Origin of the sequence: Rhodococcus sp. (in: high G+C Gram-positive bacteria) (genome assembly GCF_049299235.1) — a bacterium.
Classification (GTDB): domain Bacteria; phylum Actinomycetota; class Actinomycetes; order Mycobacteriales; family Mycobacteriaceae; genus Rhodococcus.
Map to the genome: position 1 here is coordinate 1 of NZ_JBAQXC010000071.1, position 21,707 is coordinate 21,707.

Genomic DNA, 21,707 nt, shown 5'->3' on the forward strand with positions numbered 1-21,707 from the left:
CGCTCGCCCAGCAACGCATGTGGGTGATCAACCAGCTCGATCCGACCTCCCCGGCCTACAACATCCCGATCGCGCTGCGCCTGACCGGCGACCTGGACGTCGACGCATTACGCGCCGCCCTGGCCGACGTGCTGGACCGGCACGAGTCGCTGCGCACCGTCCATCCGTCGTCGCCGCAGGGCCCGCAGCAGGTGGTGCTTCCCGTCGGCGCTGTCGACATCGACCTCGCGCCGATATCCGTCACGGGTGACACCGAGATGCGGGAACGGGTGCGCGGCGTCGCAGGCGCCGGGTTCGACGTGCGCGTCGATGTCCCGATGCGCACCGCCCTGTTCCGGACGGCCCCGGACGAGCATGTCGTCGCGATCGTGCTGCACCACATCGCGGCCGACGGGTTCTCGACGTCGGCCCTCGCGCGGGACGTGATGCTCGCGTACACCACCCGAGCACAGGGACTCGTGCCGCGGTGGGCGCCGCTGTCCGCGCACTATGCCGACTACGCTCTGTGGCAGCGCACGGTGCTCGGCGACGACAGTGATCCGGACTCGCTCGCGAACGCCCAGATCGACTTCTGGCGGCGCAACCTCGACGGGCTGCCGGGCCTGCTCGCCCTGCCGACCGATCGGGACCGGACGGTGCCGCGCAGCGCGCACGGCGCCACGGTACCCTTCGCGATCGGCGCGCCCCTGCACCGCGCACTGTCCGAGCTGGCGCGGGCACACGAGGCCACCATGTTCATGGTCGTGCACGCCGTATTGGCGGTGCTTCTCGGGAAACTCTCGGGCACAGCAGACCTCGCGATCGGAACACCGGTAGCCGGACGTGGTGACGCCGCACTCGACGACATGGTCGGCATGTTCGTCAACACGGTGGCGCTCCGTGCCCGCATCACCCCGCAATCCACATTCGGGGACCTGGTGGCGCAGGTGCGCGCCGACGATCTCGCCGCGTTCGATCACGCCGATGTCCCGTTCGACCACGTGGTCCGCGCACTCGATCCGTTGCGATCCGCCGCGCACGCACCCCTGTTCCAGGTGCTCCTCGAATTCCGCAACCTCGCCGAGACTCGACTCGATCTGCCGGGCCTCGCCGTCGACACCGTCGACGTCGACCTCGCGGTCGCCAAATGCGACCTGTACCTGAGCGTCGACGAGACGAGGGACGGCTCCGGTGCCCTGTCCGGTCTGAATGCCGAATTCGGTTTCACTACAGATATTTTCGACAAATCAACCGTCGACGGATTCGCGTGCCGGTTCGTCCGACTGCTCGACGCGGTGGTCGCCGAGCCGACGCGGCCCGTCGGCGACATCGACCTTCTCGACGCCCTCGAACGCGCTGAACTGGTCCCGGTGTCGGGGGGAGCACCGGCCCCCGCCGCGACCCTGCCCGAGTTGTTCGCCGCCGCGGTTGCGGCCGATCCCGACGCGGTCGCGGTGGTCGCGGGGGCGCAGCGGCTGACCTACCGCGAGCTCGACCGGCAGTCGAACCGGCTGGCGCGGATACTGGTCCGCGCCGGTGTCGGTCCAGAGTCGACGGTGGCGATCGCGATGCCACGGTCGGCCGAATCCGTGCTCGCGGTGTGGGCGGTCGCGAAGGCCGGGGCCGCCTTCCTTCCCGTCGATCCGAATTATCCGGCGGCACGCATCAACCATATGATCGCCGATTCGACTGTGACGATCGGAATGACGACCTCCGGTGTGCGCGATGCATTGCCGGGGACGGTCCCGTGGCTGAACGTGGACGAACCGTGTGAACAGGCATCGATCGATCGGGTGACCGCCACGGATCGGGTGCGCCCGCTGCGGGCCGAGCACCCGGCGTACGTGATCTACACGTCCGGGTCGACGGGGGTGCCGAAGGGGGTGGAGGTCACCCACGCGGGACTCGCGAATCTGGTGGCCGAGCAGAGCACCCGATTCGGGCTCGGACCGCACGCGCGGGTACTGCACGCCGCCTCGCCGAGTTTCGACGCGGCCGTCCTGGAGATGCTGTGGGCCTTCGGAGCCGGTGGCCGGCTGGTGATTTCCCCTCCCGGAGTGTTCGGTGGCCGCGACCTCGCCGACCTGCTGGCCCGCGAACGGGTCACCCACGCCGCGCTGACGCCGGCGGCGTTGGGGACGGTGGATCCGGCCGGGCTCGACGAGCTGGGCACCGTGATCGTCGGTGGTGAGAACTGCCCTCCGGAGTTGGTCGCGCGATGGGCGCCGGGTCGGACGATGGTGAACACGTACGGTCCGGCGGAGGCGACGATCCAGTCGAACGCGGGTCGGCCGCTCGCGGTCGGCGAACCCGTCACGATCGGCGGTCCGATTCGCGGATTCGACGAACGTGTGCTCGACGAACGGATGCGCCCGGTGCCGGTCGGTGTGGTGGGGGAGCTGTATCTGTCCGGTCCGGCCCTGGCCCGTGGATACCGAAATCGCCCGGGCTTGTCCGCGGCGCGGTTCGTCGCAGCCCCGGGCGGGAACCGGATGTACCGCACCGGCGACCTGGCGCGTTGGCGTCGCCGCGCGGACGGAACACTCGAACTCGACTACGCCGGCCGCTCCGATCAGCAGGTGAAGGTACGCGGATTCCGCATCGAACTCGGCGAGATCGAATCCGCCTTGCTCGGCTACCCCGGGATCGCGCACGCCGTCGCACATCCCCACGGCGATCGGCTCGCCGGCTACGTTGTCGCAACGCCGGGCGTCGTCATCGACACCGACGCCGTGCTCGGCCATGCCCGCACCAGGCTCGCCCCGCACATGGTCCCCGCGACCGTCACCGTCCTCGACCGAATCCCGGTCACCGCCAACGGCAAACTCGACCGCGCGTCCCTGCCGCATCCCGAGGCCACCCGGGTCGTCTACCGGGCACCGCGCGACCCCGCCGAGGCGATCGTCGCCGACGCATTCGCCGGTGACCTCCGGCTCGACCGGGTCGGATCGGACGACAACTACTTCGCCCTCGGCGGCACGTCACTCAGCGCGACTGCCGTGATCGAGACGATCTCGGACCGGGTCGAGCGGCGGATACCGGTGCAGTGGATCTTCACCGACCCGACACCGGAAGCCCTGGCCCGCAGGATCGCCACCACACCGGCAACCGACGTCGACGATGCTCTCGCGCCGCTGCTTCCACTGCGCCCGAACGGAACCGGTACCCCGGTGTTCTGTGTCCACCCGGCGATCGGCCTCGCCTGGTGCTTCACCGGTCTGGTGCCGTATCTGGGCGATCGACCGGTGTACGGGCTGCAATCCCCGTCGCTCACCGACCCCCACACGCGGTTCGGTTCGCTCACCGACCTTGCCGACCGGTACATCGAGCAGATCCGGTCGGTACACCCGCGCGGCCCGTACCACTTGGTCGGGTATTCGGTGGGCGGCCAGATCGCCCACGAGATGGCGGTGCGACTGGGCGCCGAATCGGTCGCATCCCTCACCATGCTCGATTCGCATCTGCTGGGCGACAACGATATCCGCATCGAGCCACCGACCCTCGGGGAGCTGCTCGCCGAGTTCGGGGACCTGCCCACCGACGACACGCTCACCGCGGAGCACGCCGCGGACATTCTGCGCCGTACCGGTGGCTTGTTCGACACGGTGACTCCTGAACGCGTCGAGGCACTACATCGCGTTTTCGCGGAAACGGTGGAACGTGCGCTCGCACACCGACCGGAATCTGCTCTCGACGCCGACATACTGTACTTCGCCGCCGCAGAGTCTGCCGGCGACCCGACCGCCGCGGCGGCCTGGGCACCGTTCGTCGGCGGGTGGATCGACGAACATCCGGTGTCGGCAACCCACCAGCAGTTGACCGGCCCGCACGCCGTCGACGCCATCGGCCCTGTCCTCGCGCGGTATCTGCGGGATAGGGACACCGCGGTGTCGCGGGGGTGAGCGGACGCACCCCTGGGGTGCCTGGCCCGGCCTGCGCATCCGCAGCATTCTGGTCTCACGACATCCGCTGGTCTCGACCACACAGGTTCGGCCGCACAGACTCTGGGAGAAAACATGTCGATCACCACCCGTCAGCTCGGATCCGACACGGCGCCCGGCGCGCATCCGGACTTCCGCGTGCGCGGCCCCCGGTCGGGCATCGAACTCGGCAGCCTGTTCGACGGTTTCGGCACCGATCGGCATCCGTGTGCCGGTGAACTCCGGCGATGGGCGGTCGACTTCCTGTGCCGGCCGCACGAGGACCTCGGCCGGACCGGCCCGGTGTGCCCGTTCGCCGGCCCGTCGATCACCCGGCGATTGTTCTGGGCGGCGTTCGTCCCGGGCACCGACATCGGCGACGACCGGATGCGGGCCGTCGCCGACGACCTGGCCGAGTTGTTCCCCGAATTGCCGCCCGATTCCGGCGCCGATGCTGCTCTCAAGGCCGTTGTCGTGGTCTTTCCCGACCTCACGGCCTTCGACGCGATCGAGCGGGTGCAGAACGAACGCAAGTCCGACTTCGTCCTCCAGGGCCTGATGCTCGGTCAGTTCTATCCCGGTTGCACCGTGTCTGGGCTGCGCAACAACGAGTTTCGCGCACTGGATGCACCGCTGCCCATGCTCGCGGTCCGGCACATGGTGGGCTCGGACTTCCCGTTCCTCGCCGACCACCGTGACTGGGTCCTTGCGTACCTCAAGAAGTTCGCCGGTTCGATCCCGTCGTCGGTGCGAACCGAGATCGCGGGAAAGTTTGAATCTTCTCCCATGGGAACATGATTGCGGCCTGATCGCCGAAACGACAGCAGTGTGCTCAGTGATCGAGGAAGACCAGTACGTCGCGGGTCAGTTGCGTGCTGGTCACCACGCCCAGATGTCCCATCCCGGGATACAGCCGCAGGTGTCCGTCGGGAACGCCGGGCGGTGCGCTCGAACAGGTCGGGGCTGTAGAACCCGTCGTGGTCGCCGCCGGCGACCAGCACCGGGCAGGTGATATCGGCGAGTCGGTCCGACAGGTCGAAGTGGTCTTCGGCGTCGATGACGGTCAGCATGTCGGTATATCCGTGCCGCCCGGCGGCGGGTTCGAGCAGCCACCCGGCCATCCACAACAGGTTTCGGGACCATCGGTGGGCAGCCGAGGTCGCTGCCAGTTCGGCGAATGCGCGGCGGGGACGACCTGCACGCACCGCGGTCGCGGCCTCACGTTGCACGTGCCGGCCCGCTCCGAGCCGGCACGCGGAGGCAACGACGACCAGTCGACGGACGACGTTCGGGTGGTCGGCGGCGAGTTGCAGCGCGATGCTGCCCCCGGTCGAAGTGCCCATCAGGTCGACGGGCGCGTCGAAGTGTGCCCGGATCGCGGTGCTGTAGGTGCGGGCCAGGTCGCCGATCGTGGTGCCGGGCGCCAACCCCATCGGCCGGTTGACCGACCACACCTCATGATTCCGTGAATACCGTGCCATCGACGCGATGTGGCTCTTGCGCGATTCTCCGGTCAGTGGACGGTGATGCGGTGTCAGGCCCGGGATGCTGACCAATGGTGTGCCGGAACCCAGACGCAGATAGGCCATGCCGGGCGCCCACAGACCGTCCGATACCGATGCCTCGGCCATCCGTGGAATCTACCGTGACGCCGCTGCCTCGACCGCGACTTCAGGGATTCCCCAGATCCGACACGGCCTCCGCGATCGGGGTGCGTCCGTTGTTGAATTCGATGGTGCGGTGCACGCTCGCCGGATTGTCGAGAACCGCGGCGAGGACCGCGGCGACGTCGGCCCGGCTCACCGAGCCCCCGGCAGCGGCCGCGCCTACGTCGATCGATCCGGTCGCCGGATCGTTCGTCAGTGGTCCCGGCCCCAGGATCGTCCAATCCAGATCGGTGGCGCGCAGGTGGGCGTCGGCGGCTGCCTTCGCCTGCGCATACGCGAAGAAGCCGTTGTCGGCGGGTACACCGTGGCCGGGCCCGGCCCCGAAATAGGACACCATCACATACCGGCGCACTCCCGCCCGCCGTGCGGCGTCCATCGACGTGATCGCGGCATCGCGGTCCACCGCATAGGTGCGGTCCGGGTTGCCGCCGCCCGCGCCCGCCGACCACACCACCACGTCGTGGCCGCTCAACAGTTCGGCGAACGCGCCGACGTCGAGGTGTTCCACGTCGGCGATCACCGGAATGGCACCGGCGGCGCGCACGTCGTCGGCGTGGTCCGGGTTCCGGATGAACGCGCTGGTTTCCTGGCCGGAATCGGCCAGCAACCGTTCGAGTTGTAGTGCGATCTTCCCGTGACCGCCTATGAGAGCGATGCGTGTCATGTCTGTCCTTCCGGGACGTTCGATCCGAGCAGGGTGGTCATCATCAGATTCTGAATGCGCGGTGCTTCCCGCTGGGCGGCGGGACCGAGGAATACGCCGAGGTCGGACACCAGGTTCAGGGCCCCGTACACGAGAATGCGCGAATCCACGACGGGCAGTTCCGGGCGTACCTCGCGAACGAGTGCCGACCATTGCTCGATGTTCGATCGCTGCCGCAGTCGCAGATCCGCGCGTGGCCCCGGCGCGAGGTTGATCAGTTCCGCGAAGTACACCGACATCAGTTCGCGTTGGGAGAACGACAGGTCCACATACACCGACGTCAGTGCGCGCACCGCGTCGACCGGGCCGGATGTGGAGCGAAACCGTTCGGCGGTGGCGGATTCGAGTCCGTCGACGGCCCGGTAGAACGCGGCCGCGAGAATGTCCGCTTTCGACGGGTAGTAGCGGTACACCCCGGAGGCGGGGAGGCCGACCGCCGCGGCGATCTCCTCGACACCGATCTCCGCGTATCCCCGGTGGTGGAACAGTCGGATCGAGGCACGCAGCAGATCTTCGCGCATGTTACCGACCGCAAGTTCCGATTCCCGTATGTGCTCGGGGGCCGACGCGGCTTCGCCGGCCGGGGCATCGAATTCCGCGATGGCGGTGCACGCGTCGAGCAGGAGTTGCTCGGTGCGTCGCGGCGACAGCGTGAGGTTGTGGGCGGTGATGCTGCCGATCACGCTGAGCATCGCGGCGACGGTGACGAAGGCGTCCTGGTCGGGTAGGTCGGGGCGGATGCGCACGACGCAGTCTCGGATGACATGGTTGACCTCCCACGACCGTGCGCGGATGGGTGCTCGGTCCTCCGCGCGCAGGTACCGGCGTTCCCATCGGTAGATGCCTGCGGTGCGGCGGTGCGTGATGGTCGTGCCGATGATCGAGGACAGGTGCGCTCGGAGTTGGTCGCATGAACTTTCGGTGCCGGCGTTCGACGATTGTTCGAGTGCGGCTTCGAGTGCGTCGAGCAGGATCAGTGCCGAGTTGAGGAAGAGCGCGTACTTTCCGGGGAAATGACGGTAGAGCGCGGACTTGGTGATTCCGACTTCGGCGGCGATGTCCTCGACGCTCACCCCGTGATAGCCGCGCTCGCTGAAGGCGATTGCGGCGGCGGTGGCGATGCGGTCGCGACGGTCCTTCGGTCGTGACCGTCGTTCGACGGGGATGGTGGACGCCGCAGTCGGGGGCGCTGGGGTGTGCGACGCTGTGCCGACCACGCGCATCTACCTCCATTCGCTCGGTGTTGGCCCGTATCGTCCGATGGCGCGAATCGGTGTCAACATATACCCGACGCAGACGGGCCTTCAGTAGGTTTTCGCCTTTACTGCACAGCTGCAAGCGGGGATTTCCTCGGATGTTGGACGATTGTCGAACAGGTGACAACTCCAGAATGATTGTTCACAAAACTGGTCGTCCCGTGGTGCGTCGGTGATAGCGTCCACCCACGCTCGGCGGATGCAGAATCGTCCCCGGGCGCACATCCGAGGGGTGGTCGTAGATGCGCTGCGGGGGTGGCTGTCGCGGGGCCGGGTTCGCTGGCCGGAGGCATGGTGCGCGCCGCCGTGCTCGTCGCGGCCCACCCCGTTCGTCGCGCTCGGCATCGCACGGTCCGAGCTGTGCGACGCGCGCGACCTGCTGTCCGTCCGTCGCCCAGGAGGCCGTCCGATGCTCGCTACCGCACGCAGAGTTCTGTCCTACGAGATGTCCGTCGCCGAGTTCGTCGGTCTCGTCGTCCTCGTTGCCATTCCCTACGGTGCGATCGGTGTGGTCTGGACGCTCACCCACACTTCGCATCTTGCCGATATGGACGGTGTCGATCTGGTGATCTCGTTCCTCGGCTCCGTTGTCTGCTGGCCGGTCCTCACGTTCTCCGATGTCTGCATGACCTAGCGGAGGTATCGAAGTTCTCTCTCGACTGAGCTGAATTCGGCCTGGGTTCGGAGGTGTTCTGTGAAAAGGTGTGCCGCAGAATGTGTTTGCATGGATCGTGTATGATCCGGCGAATTTCAGGCCCGATGGCAGCCGCGCCTTCCGGAGAGAATCCCGGTTCACTTATGTCTTGCTCTGCGATATCGGGTGTGTCACACTTCACTCGGAATCCGCGTCTGCCTCCGTATCCGATCGTCGGAGCCACCTCTGTGCGAAACCCGAAGGGATGCAGTAGATGACCTACGAATTGCCGGCTCCTCGCGGGCCGGTCCGCGATGTCGCGACCGAGGGTGGCTTCCTCATCGGATTCGCGGTTCAGGCGCTGGTCGTCACCCTCGTTGCGGTGCTGCGCCGCCGGCTGTCGCTGTACGAGACGGTGACTCAGACACTGTTCATCGGGCGCGTGTGCACCGGTCCGTCGCTGTTGCTGATGATCCCGGTCGGTGTGTTCATCGCGGTGTCGGTCGGCGAGCTCGCCGGCCGGATCGGTGCAGGCGGCTACTCCGGTGCCGTTGTCGCCTTCATCATCGTCGGCCAGGCCTCCGCCCTCGTATGCGCGCTCATGCTCGCGGGTGTTGCGGGCTCGGCGATCTGCACCGACCTCGGTTCACGCAAGATCCGCGAGGAGATCGACGCGATGGAAGTGATGGGCCTCGACGTGCTCGAACGGCTCGTCGCGCCTCGCCTCGTCGGCGTCGTCATCGTCTCGCTCGCGTTGTGCTCGATGGTCACCCTCGGAGGGGTCGGCGCGTGCTGGCTCTACCACATCTACGTGCAGCATCTGCCTGCCGGAACCTTCATGGCGACCTTCGCGGAATACGGACGACCAGCGGACTTCGTTATGGCACTGATCAAGTCGGTTGTGTTCGGCTTGCTGTCCGCACTCGTCGCGACGTTCAAAGGATTGCACACCAAGGGCGGTCCGCGGGGCGTCGCCGACGCCGTCAACGAAGCGGTCGTCATCGCATTCGCGCTGGTGTTCATCGTCAACACCGCACTCTCGGCGCTCTACACGGTCATCGTCCCCGCGGTGGGTGAATTCCGATGACCCTGGCCACCCGAGCGCCGGTTCGTACCGCGACCCGCGCGGCCCGCCACACCGGCGACAATCTCGCGACACTCGGCATGCACGTGTCGTTCTACTTCCGTACGCTCGCATCTATCCCCTATGCGCTCAGCAAATTCCGCAAACACGTGATAGCGCAGATCAGTGAGGTCAGCTTCGGCACCCAGTCCCTGCTGTCGGGTGGCGGCACGATCGGCATCGTATTCGCGATGTCGCTCGCGGCGGCCATGATGCTCGGCGTCGAGACCCAACGCGGTCTCGAACTCGTCGGTATGACCACGATGTCGGGCATGCTGTCGGCTGTTGCGAACACCCGCGAGCTCGCGCCGGTAGTGGTCGCGATCGCGTTGTCGGCGAAGGTCGGCGTCGGCTTCACCGCACAAATCGGTGCCATGCGGATCTCCGACGAGATCGATGCGCTCGACTCGATGGCCATCCGATCCATCCCGTTCCTCGCGGCGACGCGCGTGCTCGCCGCGATGGTCTGCGTCATTCCGATCTACATGATCGGACTGCTCGCCAGTTACCTGTCCACGCGGCTGGTCGTCGTGGTTTTCAACGGCGCATCGGCGGGCACGTACGACTACTTCTTCCATTTGGTCCTCACGCCTCAGGACCTGCTGTACTCCGGAATCAAGGCGATGGTCTTCGCGATCGTGGTCAGCCTCGTGCACTGCGCGTACGGATACTACGCGTCGGGTGGTCCCGCGGGCGTGGGCGCCGCGGCAGGTCGAGCCCTGCGCACCGCCATTCTGTCCATCGGTGTCCTCGACGTGCTGCTCACCTTCGCGCTGTGGGGCCTGGTTCCCGAAGTTCCCGGAATGGGGGTGTGACGTGGATCGACCGACACCACGCGAGCGAACGAAGTACATTGCCTGTGGTGCACTGAGCGTCTGCGTCGCACTGGGCGTCGCCGCCGGGATGGTGCTGCGCGGCACGGGAACCTTCGACAGCACGAACGATGTCTTCGTCGAGGTGCCCGCGGCGGTCGGTCTCGTCACCGGCGGCGCACCCGTGCGGTATCACGGGGTCGAGGTCGGACGGATCGCCTCTGTCGACGCAGGCACAGTCGAATCCCGGGTTCGCTTGGCGATCGACTCCGCCGCAGCGGAACTCGTCCCGTCGACGGTGCTCGCCCGTGTCGTGCCCCGCACGTTCTTCGGCGACATCTTCGTCGAACTCGTCGACCCGCCTCTCGCCCCGACCACCGTGCCTACCGGTGGCGACGCCACCACCGTGCCTACCGGTGGCGAAGCCACCACCGTGCCTACCGGTGGCGAAGCCACGGTGATGCCCGCCGGCGGCACGCTCGGGCAGGTCGACACGATCACCGTCGACTCGGGACCGGACGCCGTCGCGATGTACGACGTATTCGCGAGGATGGCGGACGTACTCGACGAGATGCGTCCGGATCAGCTATCCGTCGCCCTCAGTGCGCTGAGCGCCGCGCTCGACGGCAACGGTGAGACCATCGGCCGCACGATCGACCGCTTCGCCGCGATCAGTGACGAGATAGCACCCGCTGCAGCCGAATTCCTGGATGCTACGCCGCAGTTCGTCGAGGTGATGCGCTCGCTGTCGACGGCCACCCCGGATATCGTCGGCATGGTCGCATCCGCGGCCGAGGTCTCCGGAGCGATTGTCGAGCACCGCGACGGGTTGGCCGACACCTTCTCCGCGGCGACCCTGCTCGCGGCCTCGGTCGACGGCTTCACCGGTGAACGCAGGGACGCGATGATCACCGTCACCGATTCGATCGGAACGATCCTCGCCACGACCGCCGCGAACCCGAGCGGACTGTACAGCACTCTCGCCAACGCGGAATCGTTCGGCAACGCCGGCGCGAGAGTCTTTTCGACCGGCCGCTTCAACATCACCGCGGTGCCGTCCTTCGCCGACCCACTGCCGTACACGTCGGTGGACTGCCCGACCTACGGTTCGCTCACCGGCCGCGAATGCAACAGCCCGGGCAACGGCACCTACGGTGCGCCGACGCGGATCGTCGGTGGACCGGAAGAGGTCGAACCACTACGACTGCTCGAGGACGCGCTCGGCGCGGCAGGCGCGACCGCTCCCGCTTCGCTCGGCGTGCCGAACCCGGCGTCCACGTTCATTCTCGGCCCACTCGTCCGCGGAAGTGAGGTGCAGATCCCGTGAAACTCGATCGACCCCAAGTCTTCTCGCTTATCGGCTACTGTGCCGTCGGCGTGGTCTGCGGAACTTTGGTCTTCAATACACTGGCTGTGCCGGTCCGTGGGTCCACCGACCGGTACGTGCTCGAATTCACCGATGTGGAAGGACTCAACGTCGGAAATCCGGTCACGATCTCCGGGGTGCGGGTCGGGCGGGTCGATTCGGTCGACGTCGCCGACACGGACGGCGGGGCCGCGCTCGCACGGGTGACCGTCGAAATCGAGGGCGACCAGGTGCTCACCGGTGATGTTCAGGCGGCGGTGCGATACGGCGACATGCTCGGTGCCAGGTACGTCGCGATCACCCTCCCGGAACCGTACGTCGACGCCCCCGGTTCGACCGACATACTCGCACCCGGATCGGTGGTGCCGATCTCGCAGACGACCCCGCCGGTCGACCTGACGGCCCTGATGAACGGGTTCCGACCATTGTTCGATGCGTTGCCGCCGGAAGAAGTCAATGTTCTTGCCCGCAATATCACCGACACGTTCAACGGCCGCGGCGACGCCGTCGCGCAGTTTCTGGATCGAGTCGCGACGCTCACCGGCAGTCTCGGTGACCGTGACGATATCCTCGGTGAGGTCGTCGACAACACGACTCGGCTGCTCGGCACCCTCGACAATCGCAGGGGCGAGCTCACCTCGCTCGTGAACGGGCTTGCAGTGCTGGGTGATTCCGTTGTCGGTGACGGTGCGCGTATCGCCGATTTCCTCGATGCAGGCAGTGCGACGGTCGGCGAGCTCGCGGACATCATGGCGCAATCCGACGGTGCGTTCACGCGCTCGCTCACGAGCATGACGTCCGTCACCGACACCTGGACAGCGAACACCCCGGAGTTCGAACGTCTGGTGGCGGGTCTCCCGAACTTCGCGAACCAGATCAACCGCACCGGGCAGTACGGCAGCTTCGTGAGCCTCTATCTGTGCAACTTCACCTTGAAAGCAGGGGACGCGGAAGTGAACATCTTCGGCCCGACCCACTCGTCGGTGTGCCGATGATCCTGTCGACACGGCTCATCGATCTCATCGTTCGCGGTGTCCGATCGCTCGGAGGCCGCAACGGACGGATACCGCAGAGCGTCGCCTGGATGATCGTCGCCGTCGTCCTCGGTGCCGGGTTCGCACTCGTCGCGATCGGGATCGCCCACATCGACGATCTCGTGAACGTCCTGGAGAACACCGCGGCGTCCACACCGGGGGAGGGTTCACGACCATGATGTTCCTGGTCAAACTCATCGACGTATTCGTCGGTGCACTCGAGTTCCTGTTCGGATTCGGCCGCAGGCAGAACACCGCGCACATGCCGCTGGTACTCGGCACGATCGGCATCGTTGCCCTCGTCGTAGGTCTCGGCGCCGCGATGAGTATTCCCGCAATCTGGTATCAGGCCCGAACCGAACCGTACACAGCGGAATTCGCGAACGCCGCCGGGCTGGCGACCGGCGACCCCGTGTACGTCGCCGGTATCCCGGCCGGCCGGGTCGAGAACATCGTGCTCGCGGGCGACCACGTCGACGTCGAGTTCCGCCTCGACCGCGACCGCACCGTCGGAAACACATCCACCGCATCGGTCCGTCTCGAAACCGTCCTCGGCAAGCGTTATCTCGACGTGCGTCCCGGCGGTATCGCGGACGGCGCCGACACCATCCCCCTCGAACGCACCACCGTGCCGTACTCGCTCGACGACGTCGGTGCCGGTGCGGAGCGGGTCGCTCAGGAACTCGACCTCGACGCGATGGAACAGATGATGACCACCTTGTCGCAGGTGATGCCGTCCGACAGTGGGCAGGTCGAACGCGCCCTCACCGGCATCAGCGCGGCATCGACCGCGTTCGGCCGCCACAGCGAGCAGTTCGACCGGCTACTCGAGATGTCGCGCCGGTTGTCGATGATGGCGGTCGACCAGCAGGACGCGCTTGTCGAAACCGCTGTGGATGCACGCACTCTCGTGCAGACGATGGCGGTTCGCAAGGAAGCGCTGACCGGGCTCGCACGCAATCTCCGCGTCGTCGTCTCGACGCTGTCGACCACGTTCGTCGAAAACCGGGAGGAGGCCGACCGGTTGGTGGCCGACCTGACCGCCGTGACCGCCACCTTGCAGCAGAACTCGGACAACATCGCCACGCTCATGACACAACTTCCTCCGGCGCTGCGCACCGTCACCGACGCCACCGGAAACGGCACCTGGGCCGACGTCACGACACCCGCCGCGGTCCTGCCGGACAACCTTCTGTGTGCGATCGGAGTGATGCAGGAATGCCGGTGAATGAACAGTCCACCGCGGCGCGGCCGTCGAACCGGAAGAAGGTCGCCTCGCTCGTCGTGGTCGCGCTTCTCCTGATTGCACTGCCGGCCTGGTACATTTTCGGCCGCACCGATCGGGTCACCACCGTGCACGCCGATTTCGAGTACGTCAACGGCATCTACGTGGGCAGCAAGGTCGCGGTCCTCGGCGTCGGGGTCGGGACCGTCACCGTGATCGAACCGCAAGGCACTTCGGTGCGGGTGACGATGACCGTCCCGGAGTCCGTGACACTGCCCGCCGGCGTGTCGGCGTACGTGATGAGCCCCGCGATCATCAGCGAGCGCTACATCGAACTGGGTCCGGCGTACACCGGCGGGCCACAATTGCCCGACGAATCGACCATCCCGATCGAGCGCACCCATTCGCCGATCGACATCGACGGCATGCTCGGCAGCCTGTCGACGCTCGTCGACGTAATGGGACCGGACGGCGGAGACATCGGTTCGTTGCTCGCGAGCGGCGCGCAGACGTGGGGCGGTCAGGGCGACGCGTTCAACAATGCGATCCGCGACCTCGGTGCCGCCACCGGTGTCGTCGGCGCGACCTCCGAGGACTTCGCGGTGCTCGTCGAGAATCTGTCGACGCTCATCGAGGCGATGGACGCACGCCAGGTATCTCTCGACGGCATGGTCGCCGACATGTCCACGCTGTCGACGGTCTGGCAGGACGCCGACCTCGACATCACTGTGCCCCTCGAGGATTTGCAGACGGTCTTCACCGAACTCGACAGTTTCGTCACCCAGCATCAGGACAGCTTCGGTGCGATCTCGACGAACCTGGAGGGGCTCGGCTACGTCCTGGCCGGCAATCAGGCGGGCCTCGCGGAATTCCTCGACCTCGTACCGCTCATGATGCAGAATCTGGACAACACCGTCGGCCCCGATGGCCGTAGCCGGATCAGGCTGAACGTCTCGACGAACCTGACCCAGTTCCCGGTCGCGGGCCCGCTGTGCGCGCAGTACCCACTGCCGCTGTGTACCGGCGCCGGATTCACCAACCCCATCTCGTTCCCGATCAGCGCATCCGATCCGCTGGGTATCGTCACCGCCATCACCGGGGGGAACCCGTGACCACGACACCACCGCGTTCCGCCCGTCACCGAGTCCGTGTCGTCGTGCTTGCTGTCGCGGCAACCGGCACGGTCCTCGTGTCCGGGTGCGGCTACGGCATCCAGGATCTTCCGGTCGGGCGGTCTGCCGGTGCCGGAGCATTCGACGTCGACGTGCACGTGCCGAGCGCCGACGGGATCGTCCTCGGCGCCGACGTTCGCTACGGCCAGCAAACCGTGGGGCGGGTCGCGTCGTTGAACACCGCGACCACCGGTGCGCGCGTGCAGATATCGCTGCAACCCGGTCTGGATGTTCCGAGCAATGTTTCGGTGTCCGTGGAGATTCCATCTGCGTTGGGCAGTCCGTACCTGCGGCTCGTCATGCCTGCGGCTGCCGCACCCGAGCGCTTGTCCGACGGCGCCGTGATCACCGTCGACGACTCCGATATGGGCCCTCGCGTCGAAACCATGCTCGCCGCGCTCGGCAACGTCGTCAGCGGTAGCGGTATGGATCAGCTCGCGACGGTCGTCGACGAACTGAACGTGGCGTTCACCGGACGGTCCGATCGGGTGCAGTCACTCGCCGACACCGCGACCGAGGTAATGTCCCGGGCGATAGACCAGCAGACCGCGTTCGACGAGGCGATGACGCTGGCCGCCGATGTCACCCGCCGCATGGCGGACGAGGAACAGGCGATGGGTGCCTATCTCGACAACACTGCACGTGCGGTGGAAGTTCTTGTCTCACAACGTGATTCGATTTCGACGTTACTCGACTCGACGACCCGTCTCGCCGGGAACGTGCAGGCGGTGACCGCCGCCGCGCCACAGGGCCCGGCCGGGTTCCTGGCGGACGCCGAGACGGTCGCATCCACCCTCCGTGCGTTCAACGACCGGATGGGCAGCACCCTCACCGCGATGAACGCATTCATGGATGCTTTCGGTAGATCCGTGCGTGGCGACTACCTCGTCTTCGACGGTGCGCTCGAGATCCCCGAGAGCATCGACACGGTCCTGACCGGTGGCTACTTCACCGGCGCTCCGCCCGAACCGTCACCCACGTCGCTGCAGGGCCTGCTCGGGGGAGGCGCCCGATGAAGAAGATCGTTCTCGTGCAACTCGTGCTGTTCGCGTTGACCGCACTGATCGTGGTGCCCTACGGCATCTACTACATCGTCGGCCCGCGCGGTCTCGGTGACGAGATGCGGCTGTCCGCCTACGTCGACGACGCGCTCGGTGTCTCGGAGGGCACCGTGGTCACCTATCGCGGCGTTCCGGTCGGGACCGTTTCGGCAGTGGCGGTCGAACCGCAACGCGGCGGAGCCCGTCTCGAACTGGAACTCGAAGGCGGTACCGAGATTCCGGTCGACTCGATCGCGAAGATCACCCAGGGCACGCTCGCCGGCATGCTCAACGTCGACATCTTTCCCCGCGTCGATCACGGGCCGTATCTCGCGGACGGCGACGCGATCGAGATGCCCGCCGAGGATCAGCCGGTCCAGATCGCCGAGACTCTCGCGAGTACATCCGCGTTGCTGGGCACCGTCGAACCCGGAACCATCGCGACCATCGGCACCGAACTCGGCGCCGCCTTCGAAGCGCTCGGACCCGATCTGGCGCGGCTCGTCACCGACGCAGATGCGCTCTCGGGACGCATGGAAGTCCACGCGACGGATCTGACCGAACTCCTCGGTCGTACCGCCGGTCTGACCTCCACCATGGCCGACAATTCGACGCAGTTCGTCGACGGAATGGCCGCTGCTCGTACCATCGCTGACACGTTGTACACCAACGAAAATCGGATCGGCGACATGTTGACGACAACACCGGACGCCATGCGCCGCGCAGACGGTGTGCTCGCCGCCAACGAAGAATCGTTCGCGGCTGTTCTCGGTAACCTCGCCGAGGTGACGCCGATCATCTCGGATCGGTCGGCTGCCCTGCACACCGGCCTGGTTGCGATTCCGCGGGGCCTGGCCGCTCTCGAATCCATCGTGCACGGCGACCGCGCGGACTTCGCGCTCGTCGCGACGCAGGGTCCGGTCTGTGCCTATGACACACCTCGCCGTCGGATCGGCGACGAGTCGCCGGTGGCAGTCGACCTCACGAACTACTGCCCGCCCGGACAAGACCACGGCCAGCGCGGCGCGCAGAATGCGCCGCGGCCGAACGATCTGGGTGTGACGAACAGGACGACGCCCGGCACCCTCATCGGCCCGCCTGTCGTCGCCGACCCGATCCTCATCCCGGCGGGCGCAGAACTCGCGGCGTTCTGGCGGATGCTGCTTCAGGGCATCGGGAGTGGCACGAACTGACAGTACCGAGAGCCGGCAGTGCCGAGTAGTCATCATCCGAACGACATCAGGAGGACCAGATGCCAACGCACTACCTGGACGAAGCCGCGGAAACAGAGCCTGTGCTGACATCTGCCCGCACGCGGATCAGGATCACGAGTGGGCCGAACCGGTGGAGCCGCAAGAAGCACGCCCTGTCCGATGCGATCGACTTCTGGTCGTTCGCCGGTGCCGCCTCGAACGTCATCATGCAGCTCGGCTGGCCGGAGGTCGCGTACGGCGTGATGGAAAGCAAGGTGCCGTCCGGGTCGATCGTCCACCATCCGTGGAAGCGTGCCTGCACCACCACGCAGTACCTGGCGGTCGCGATCCTCGGAACCGACGAGGAGCGCATCGCGTTCCGGAAGGCCGTCGACGGCGCGCACCGGCAGGTACGTTCCGACGCGAACAGCCCAGTGAAATACAACGCGTTCAACCGCGAACTGCAGATGTGGGTTGCCGCGTGCCTCTATGTCGGCATCGAGGACAGCTACCAACTGCTGCACGGCACGCTCGACGACGAGCAACTCGAGGACTTCTACTCGACCGCATCGAAGCTCGGCACGACCCTGCAGGTCACCGAGGAGATGTGGCCCGCCACGCGAGCGGATTTCGAGCGGTACTGGAACCTCGGGTGCGAACGCGTGGTGTTCGACGAGGCCACCACTCGGTTCCTACTGGATCTGGTGGGGCTGAAGATGATCAACTGGCCGATGCGGATGATGTTCCGGAATCTGCTGCAATTCCTGACGATCGGGACACTGCCGCCGTACTTCCGGGAACAGCTCGGCTCGAGCTGGAGCGAAGACGATCGGCGCCGATTCGAGCACCTGTTCGTGTTCGTCTCGTTCGTCAACCGCTTCATCCCGAAGTTCATCCGGCACGGCGGCAGCCTGGCCTTGATGGCCGATCTTCGTCACCGAATCAAATCCGGCAAGAACATCATCTGACACCGTGGTCACGCGTGAAACCGACATCGACCCGGGCGGTCTGCTGCGGCGATACCTCGGCGACCGACGGTTCCTGCTGACGTTGCCCCGCGCGGCGGCTCTACAGATGCTGCATCCGGCAATTGCTGCGGGCATGGAACATTCACGCACTCCGCGCCGGTTGTGGCTGCACAAGCAGCACACCGTTCCACTGCTGATACGGATGGCGTACGACGATACCGATCTGTCGTCGATCATCCGGCGTGGACACGAGCGGATCTCGGGCGTCGACGATCTCGGCCGTCGTTATCACAGTCTGAATCCGGATGTGTTCCAGTTCCAGCACGCCACCTATGTGGACACGCTCGTCACCATGATCGAGGTGTTCGTGCGGCCGTTGACCGGAACCGAGCGAGAGGACCTGTACCGCGACTGCGGCGCGTGGTACCGCCGGTACGGGGTCAGCGACCGGGGCTTGCCGGGCACGTGGGCGGAGTTCACCGACTGGTTCGACGAAACGTGCCGTACCGAACTGCACCGGACCCCGCGGGGCGACAGCTATCGGGATCAGGTGCTGCGTCCGCGGGACTGGGTGCAGCGTCGGGTGCCGACGCGAGCGGTCCGCGCACTGATGCATCCCGTTGCGCAGCGGATGTGGTCGGTCGAGGTCACCGCAGGTGATCGGCGGGCGTTGCGCCGCTACGTGCTGCGACGCAAGGTGATGGCCGCACCGACTCGTCGCATATTCGACGTTTCCCGGCTCTGATGTGGACTACCGCACGCAATGTTCGGCTGGCATGATGTGCCGATGACTTCTGGCTTCCTCGAACTGCGGCACGTCGAGTGCGAAGGTCCCGCCGAGTATCTGCCGGCGCTGGAGAAGTACGGTCCGGTGCATACGGTCCGGTTGTGGCAGGAGTCGCTCCCCGAGACCGTCGACTACCGGGGCATCGTGGTCATGGGTGGTCCGATGGGCGTGAACGACGGCGCGGTCGTGCCGTGGATCGGCGACGAGATCGACTATCTGCGTTCGGCTCTCGCATCGAATGTCCCGGTGTGGGGAGTGTGTCTCGGCGCGCAGTTGCTCGCTGCGGCACTGGACGCGAAGGTGTATCCCGGCGTGACTCCCGAGGTCGGGGTGTGCGATGTGGAACTGACCGACGCCGCCGCGGCGGACCCGGTGTGGGGTGATGTGCCGTCGAGTTTCCCGACCCTGCAGTGGCACGGCGACACGTTCGATCTGCCGGCGGGGGCGACGCTGCTCGCGTCGTCGCCGGCCTATCCGAACCAGTTGTTTCGGCACGGCCGCAGCTACGGCGTGCAGTTCCACCTCGAGGCCGGTCCCGATGTGGCCGCGGAGTGGCTCGCGATCGACGAGTACCGTCGCGCACTCGAGGACGTCCTCGGAGCGGGGGCGGCGGATTCCGTGCTCATGGAACTCGCGTCGGTGCACTCACAGACGGCCGCTCAGGCGGATGCGGTCATGTCGAGATGGTTGGAGACGATCGGCTGAGCGGTCAGCGACCGACCCGTTCGAGCGCGGCGTCGACGAGATATTCGGCGATGGCCATCGACGATGTCGCGCCGGGGGAGGGCGCGTTGCGCAGGTGCACGAGCCGTCCGTGTCCGGTGACGACGAAGTCGTCCTCGAGGCTGCCGTCGGTGTTCATCGCCTGAGCGCGGATTCCACGCGGTCCGCGCAGCACATCGCCGACGCTGAGCCCGGGAACATATTTCCCTGCCTCGGTGACGAATTCGCGGGTGCTTGCCGCGGTCCGCAGTTCTCGCAGCGCCGCGGGCACGTTGTGTACCGCGAAGCGTACGAAGCCGGGGAAGGCGACTGCGTCCCAGAGGTCCCGCGCGGAACCGGAGCGCCGGTCGTACGCTTCGCGTCCGGGGGAAAGGAATGCGTTGGGGCCGAGCATGATCGAACCGTCGATGCGCTTGGTGAGGTGCACTCCGAGGAACGGGTAGCGTGGGTCCGGCACCGGGTAGATCAGGCCACGCACCGTCGTCGAGAGTTCCGGGCGCAGCAGGAAGTAGTCGCCGAGGAACGGTACGATGCGTGGCATCGCTGCGTCACCGGCGTCGCGCGCGATCCGGTCGGATTGCAGCCCCGCGCACGTGATTACGAGATCGAATGCGTCTGTTCCGGTGTGGGTTCCGACGACGACTTCGTCGCCACGGGTGTGCAGCCTCGTGACCGTCGTGCCGGTGCGGATCGTGCCCCCGGCCGCGGCGACGTCGCCCGCGAATGCGGCGGTGATCGCGACGTAGTCGACGATCGCGGTGTGCGGGGAGTGCAGCGCAGCGATGCCGCGTGCGTGCGGTTCTATCGTCTCGATCTCGTCGGGCCCGACTCGTCGGATGCCGGGCACTCCGTTCGCGGCGGCCCGTATGCCGATGGCGTCGAGGCGGTCGAGTTCGGATTCGTCGAGAGCGACGACGAGTTTGCCGCACTCCTCGTACGGTAGGTTCCGCTCGGTCGTGTAGTCGCGTAGTAGTTCGACGCCGCGTCGGCACAATCGGGCTTTGAGGCTGCCGGGTGTGTAGTACAGCCCGGCGTGGACGACGCCGCTGTTGTGTCCGGTCTGGTGTGCGGCGAGGGCGCGTTCCTTCTCGAAGAGGGTCACGGTGGCACCGCATTCGGTGAGTCGGCGTGCTGTTGCGGCACCGATGATTCCGCCGCCGACGACCGCGACCCGTAGTGCACTCATGCGCGCAATGGTAGGTGTCCACCCTGAGAATAGAATATCAGTTGTACGTATAAGTGTTATTGTTCGGATATGGGCTACAAGTACGAAGCCGTCGCCGTCGATCTCAAGCATCGGCTGACGTGGAAGGAATGGGGGGTCGGGGAGCAACTTCCCGGCGTGCACGACCTCGCCGCACATTACGAGGTCTCTCCGTCCGTCGTGCAGGATGCGCAGGAGGTGCTGAGGATCGAGGGGCTGATCGAGACCCGCCGCGGAAGTGGGTCCTACGTACTGGCGATCCCGGAACCGGGAGACATGACCCTCGGCATGCACCGGCAACTCGCTGCCCTGCGCGAAGACCTGGCCACCGCCCGCGAGGCGCTGACGAGCGCCGAGCGTCGACTCGCTGCACTCACCGAAATCGAGTGAGGCGGGCCGCCCGCGATTCGGGTGAAGGGACCATTCACCTGGTCAGTCCGGGTGGATGGTCCTCTCCCCGTCGCTATCGGGGGTCGCGCTCGCAGGCGACGCCGTCATCGTCGCGGTCGAGTTTCGGCGCGTAGCCGGACTCCCCGCGGTAGAGCGGCGCCACACCGGCTTCCCATGCCTCGGTGCAGTTCTTGTACCCGATGCTCGGTGCGGGCCGAGGCGCCGGTGGCGGTGCTGGTGCCTGTGGTGCCGGTGCCGGTGCCGGAGGTGCGGGCGGCGGCGGAGGCGCGGGCGGTGCGAACAAGCCCGCCGACCCGCTGGGGACGATGTCGGCGACGCCTGTCGGCAGCAGATCGGTGAGGCTGAACGCGGACGCCGTGGTAGGCGCAACCACAGTGAGCGATACGCATCCGAGCGCCATGAGCGCGAAACGTCGGAACTTCATTCGGTGTTCCTTTCGGGACGAGTTCGGCCGACAGGCCGACCGGAGCTGAGATCGCGGCGTCCGGCC

Annotated in this window: 20 protein-coding genes and 1 pseudogene; 16 read left to right on the forward strand and 5 right to left on the reverse strand. The window is 66.6% G+C overall.

Annotated features, from left to right (window positions below):
- Both WAX14_RS03725 and WAX14_RS03730 read left to right on the forward strand, forming a co-directional pair.
- Window positions 1-3,881 (forward strand): non-ribosomal peptide synthetase (locus WAX14_RS03725; RefSeq protein ID WP_422626746.1); only part of this gene is annotated, 3,881 nt, incomplete at its 5' end.
- Between the two features lie 114 nt (window positions 3,882-3,995).
- The gene (locus WAX14_RS03730; RefSeq protein WP_422626747.1) at window positions 3,996-4,697 is read left to right on the forward strand and encodes a DUF6875 domain-containing protein; all 702 of its coding nucleotides are present in this window, start codon (window positions 3,996-3,998) and stop codon (window positions 4,695-4,697) included.
- 191 nt (window positions 4,698-4,888) lie between these two features.
- On the opposite strand, the pseudogene WAX14_RS03735 reads toward WAX14_RS03730, so the two are convergent.
- From WAX14_RS03735 to WAX14_RS03745, 3 genes and pseudogenes are all read right to left on the reverse strand, one after another.
- Window positions 4,889-5,530: pseudogene (locus WAX14_RS03735) on the reverse strand (alpha/beta fold hydrolase); the annotation flags it as partial.
- A gap of 40 nt (window positions 5,531-5,570) precedes the next feature.
- The gene (locus tag WAX14_RS03740) at window positions 5,571-6,230 is read right to left on the reverse strand and encodes an NAD(P)H-binding protein (RefSeq protein WP_422626748.1); all 660 of its coding nucleotides are present in this window, start codon (window positions 6,228-6,230) and stop codon (window positions 5,571-5,573) included.
- Complete coding sequence (locus tag WAX14_RS03745; RefSeq protein WP_422626749.1) at window positions 6,227-7,486, reverse strand: TetR/AcrR family transcriptional regulator; 1,260 nt, start codon at window positions 7,484-7,486, stop codon at window positions 6,227-6,229. The genes WAX14_RS03740 and WAX14_RS03745 overlap by 4 nt, the downstream gene beginning before the upstream one ends.
- Window positions 7,487-7,934: 448 nt before the next feature.
- Between WAX14_RS03745 and WAX14_RS03750 the strand changes: the two genes are divergently transcribed.
- From WAX14_RS03750 to WAX14_RS03810, 13 genes are all read left to right on the forward strand, one after another.
- Window positions 7,935-8,159, forward strand: coding sequence for a hypothetical protein (locus WAX14_RS03750; protein WP_422626766.1), 225 nt, complete (start codon window positions 7,935-7,937; stop codon window positions 8,157-8,159).
- Between the two features lie 274 nt (window positions 8,160-8,433).
- Entirely contained in the window at window positions 8,434-9,246 is an 813-nt protein-coding gene (locus WAX14_RS03755; RefSeq protein WP_422626750.1) for an MlaE family ABC transporter permease, read from the forward strand.
- Window positions 9,243-10,097 carry an MlaE family ABC transporter permease gene (locus WAX14_RS03760; protein WP_422626751.1) on the forward strand — a complete coding sequence of 285 codons (855 nt, stop codon included), beginning with the start codon at window positions 9,243-9,245 and terminating at the stop codon, window positions 10,095-10,097. Before WAX14_RS03755 ends, WAX14_RS03760 begins: the two co-directional genes overlap by 4 nt.
- A gap of 1 nt (window position 10,098) precedes the next feature.
- Window positions 10,099-11,421 (forward strand): MCE family protein, encoded by a 1,323-nt coding sequence (locus WAX14_RS03765; RefSeq protein WP_422626752.1) that lies wholly within the window; start codon window positions 10,099-10,101, stop codon window positions 11,419-11,421.
- Window positions 11,422-11,471: 50 nt separating this feature from the next.
- Window positions 11,472-12,455 (forward strand): MCE family protein, encoded by a 984-nt coding sequence (locus tag WAX14_RS03770; protein ID WP_422626767.1) that lies wholly within the window; start codon window positions 11,472-11,474, stop codon window positions 12,453-12,455.
- Entirely contained in the window at window positions 12,452-12,673 is a 222-nt protein-coding gene (locus WAX14_RS03775) for a hypothetical protein (RefSeq protein WP_422626753.1), read from the forward strand. Before WAX14_RS03770 ends, WAX14_RS03775 begins: the two co-directional genes overlap by 4 nt.
- Window positions 12,670-13,722, forward strand: coding sequence for an MCE family protein (locus tag WAX14_RS03780; protein ID WP_422626754.1), 1,053 nt, complete (start codon window positions 12,670-12,672; stop codon window positions 13,720-13,722). The genes WAX14_RS03775 and WAX14_RS03780 overlap by 4 nt, the downstream gene beginning before the upstream one ends.
- Window positions 13,713-14,831, forward strand: coding sequence for an MCE family protein (locus WAX14_RS03785; RefSeq protein WP_422626755.1), 1,119 nt, complete (start codon window positions 13,713-13,715; stop codon window positions 14,829-14,831). The genes WAX14_RS03780 and WAX14_RS03785 overlap by 10 nt, the downstream gene beginning before the upstream one ends.
- Window positions 14,828-15,907 carry an MCE family protein gene (locus WAX14_RS03790; protein ID WP_422626756.1) on the forward strand — a complete coding sequence of 360 codons (1,080 nt, stop codon included), beginning with the start codon at window positions 14,828-14,830 and terminating at the stop codon, window positions 15,905-15,907. Before WAX14_RS03785 ends, WAX14_RS03790 begins: the two co-directional genes overlap by 4 nt.
- Window positions 15,904-17,124, forward strand: coding sequence for an MlaD family protein (locus WAX14_RS03795; protein ID WP_422626757.1), 1,221 nt, complete (start codon window positions 15,904-15,906; stop codon window positions 17,122-17,124). Before WAX14_RS03790 ends, WAX14_RS03795 begins: the two co-directional genes overlap by 4 nt.
- A gap of 59 nt (window positions 17,125-17,183) precedes the next feature.
- Window positions 17,184-18,092, forward strand: a complete 909-nt coding sequence (locus tag WAX14_RS03800) for an oxygenase MpaB family protein (protein WP_422626758.1) — start codon at window positions 17,184-17,186, stop codon at window positions 18,090-18,092.
- 4 nt (window positions 18,093-18,096) lie between these two features.
- The gene (locus WAX14_RS03805) at window positions 18,097-18,837 is read left to right on the forward strand and encodes an oxygenase MpaB family protein (protein ID WP_422626759.1); all 741 of its coding nucleotides are present in this window, start codon (window positions 18,097-18,099) and stop codon (window positions 18,835-18,837) included.
- Window positions 18,838-18,879: 42 nt separating this feature from the next.
- Window positions 18,880-19,584, forward strand: a complete 705-nt coding sequence (locus WAX14_RS03810; protein WP_422626760.1) for a type 1 glutamine amidotransferase — start codon at window positions 18,880-18,882, stop codon at window positions 19,582-19,584.
- 4 nt (window positions 19,585-19,588) lie between these two features.
- Here the strand turns inward: WAX14_RS03810 and lhgO are convergent, their stop codons facing one another.
- Window positions 19,589-20,788, reverse strand: coding sequence for an L-2-hydroxyglutarate oxidase (gene lhgO / locus WAX14_RS03815; protein WP_422626761.1), 1,200 nt, complete (start codon window positions 20,786-20,788; stop codon window positions 19,589-19,591).
- Between the two features lie 69 nt (window positions 20,789-20,857).
- Here lhgO and WAX14_RS03820 point away from each other — a divergent pair, with 69 nt between their 5' ends.
- On the forward strand, window positions 20,858-21,196 hold the full coding sequence (locus tag WAX14_RS03820; RefSeq protein WP_422626762.1) for a winged helix-turn-helix domain-containing protein: 339 nt from the start codon (window positions 20,858-20,860) through the stop codon (window positions 21,194-21,196).
- Window positions 21,197-21,269: 73 nt separating this feature from the next.
- Here the strand turns inward: WAX14_RS03820 and WAX14_RS03825 are convergent, their stop codons facing one another.
- Entirely contained in the window at window positions 21,270-21,641 is a 372-nt protein-coding gene (locus WAX14_RS03825; RefSeq protein WP_422626763.1) for an excalibur calcium-binding domain-containing protein, read from the reverse strand.
- Window positions 21,642-21,707: the final 66 nt, after the last annotated feature.

Excerpts from the sequence above, each read along its gene's own strand:
- WAX14_RS03825 (WP_422626763.1), bottom strand. The coding sequence starts at position 21,641 with ATGAAGTTCCGACGTTTCGCGCTCATGGCGCTCGGATGCGTATCGCTC.
- WAX14_RS03740 (WP_422626748.1), bottom strand. The coding sequence starts at position 6,230 with ATGACACGCATCGCTCTCATAGGCGGTCACGGGAAGATCGCACTACAA.
- lhgO (WP_422626761.1), bottom strand. The coding sequence starts at position 20,788 with ATGAGTGCACTACGGGTCGCGGTCGTCGGCGGCGGAATCATCGGTGCC.
- WAX14_RS03750 (WP_422626766.1), top strand. The coding sequence starts at position 7,935 with ATGCTCGCTACCGCACGCAGAGTTCTGTCCTACGAGATGTCCGTCGCC.
- WAX14_RS03730 (WP_422626747.1), top strand. The coding sequence starts at position 3,996 with ATGTCGATCACCACCCGTCAGCTCGGATCCGACACGGCGCCCGGCGCG.
- WAX14_RS03780 (WP_422626754.1), top strand. The coding sequence starts at position 12,670 with ATGATGTTCCTGGTCAAACTCATCGACGTATTCGTCGGTGCACTCGAG.
- WAX14_RS03755 (WP_422626750.1), top strand. The coding sequence starts at position 8,434 with ATGACCTACGAATTGCCGGCTCCTCGCGGGCCGGTCCGCGATGTCGCG.
- WAX14_RS03785 (WP_422626755.1), top strand. The coding sequence starts at position 13,713 with ATGCCGGTGAATGAACAGTCCACCGCGGCGCGGCCGTCGAACCGGAAG.
- WAX14_RS03820 (WP_422626762.1), top strand. The coding sequence starts at position 20,858 with ATGGGCTACAAGTACGAAGCCGTCGCCGTCGATCTCAAGCATCGGCTG.
- WAX14_RS03800 (WP_422626758.1), top strand. The coding sequence starts at position 17,184 with ATGCCAACGCACTACCTGGACGAAGCCGCGGAAACAGAGCCTGTGCTG.
- WAX14_RS03775 (WP_422626753.1), top strand. The coding sequence starts at position 12,452 with ATGATCCTGTCGACACGGCTCATCGATCTCATCGTTCGCGGTGTCCGA.
- WAX14_RS03760 (WP_422626751.1), top strand. The coding sequence starts at position 9,243 with ATGACCCTGGCCACCCGAGCGCCGGTTCGTACCGCGACCCGCGCGGCC.
- WAX14_RS03795 (WP_422626757.1), top strand. The coding sequence starts at position 15,904 with ATGAAGAAGATCGTTCTCGTGCAACTCGTGCTGTTCGCGTTGACCGCA.
- WAX14_RS03810 (WP_422626760.1), top strand. The coding sequence starts at position 18,880 with ATGACTTCTGGCTTCCTCGAACTGCGGCACGTCGAGTGCGAAGGTCCC.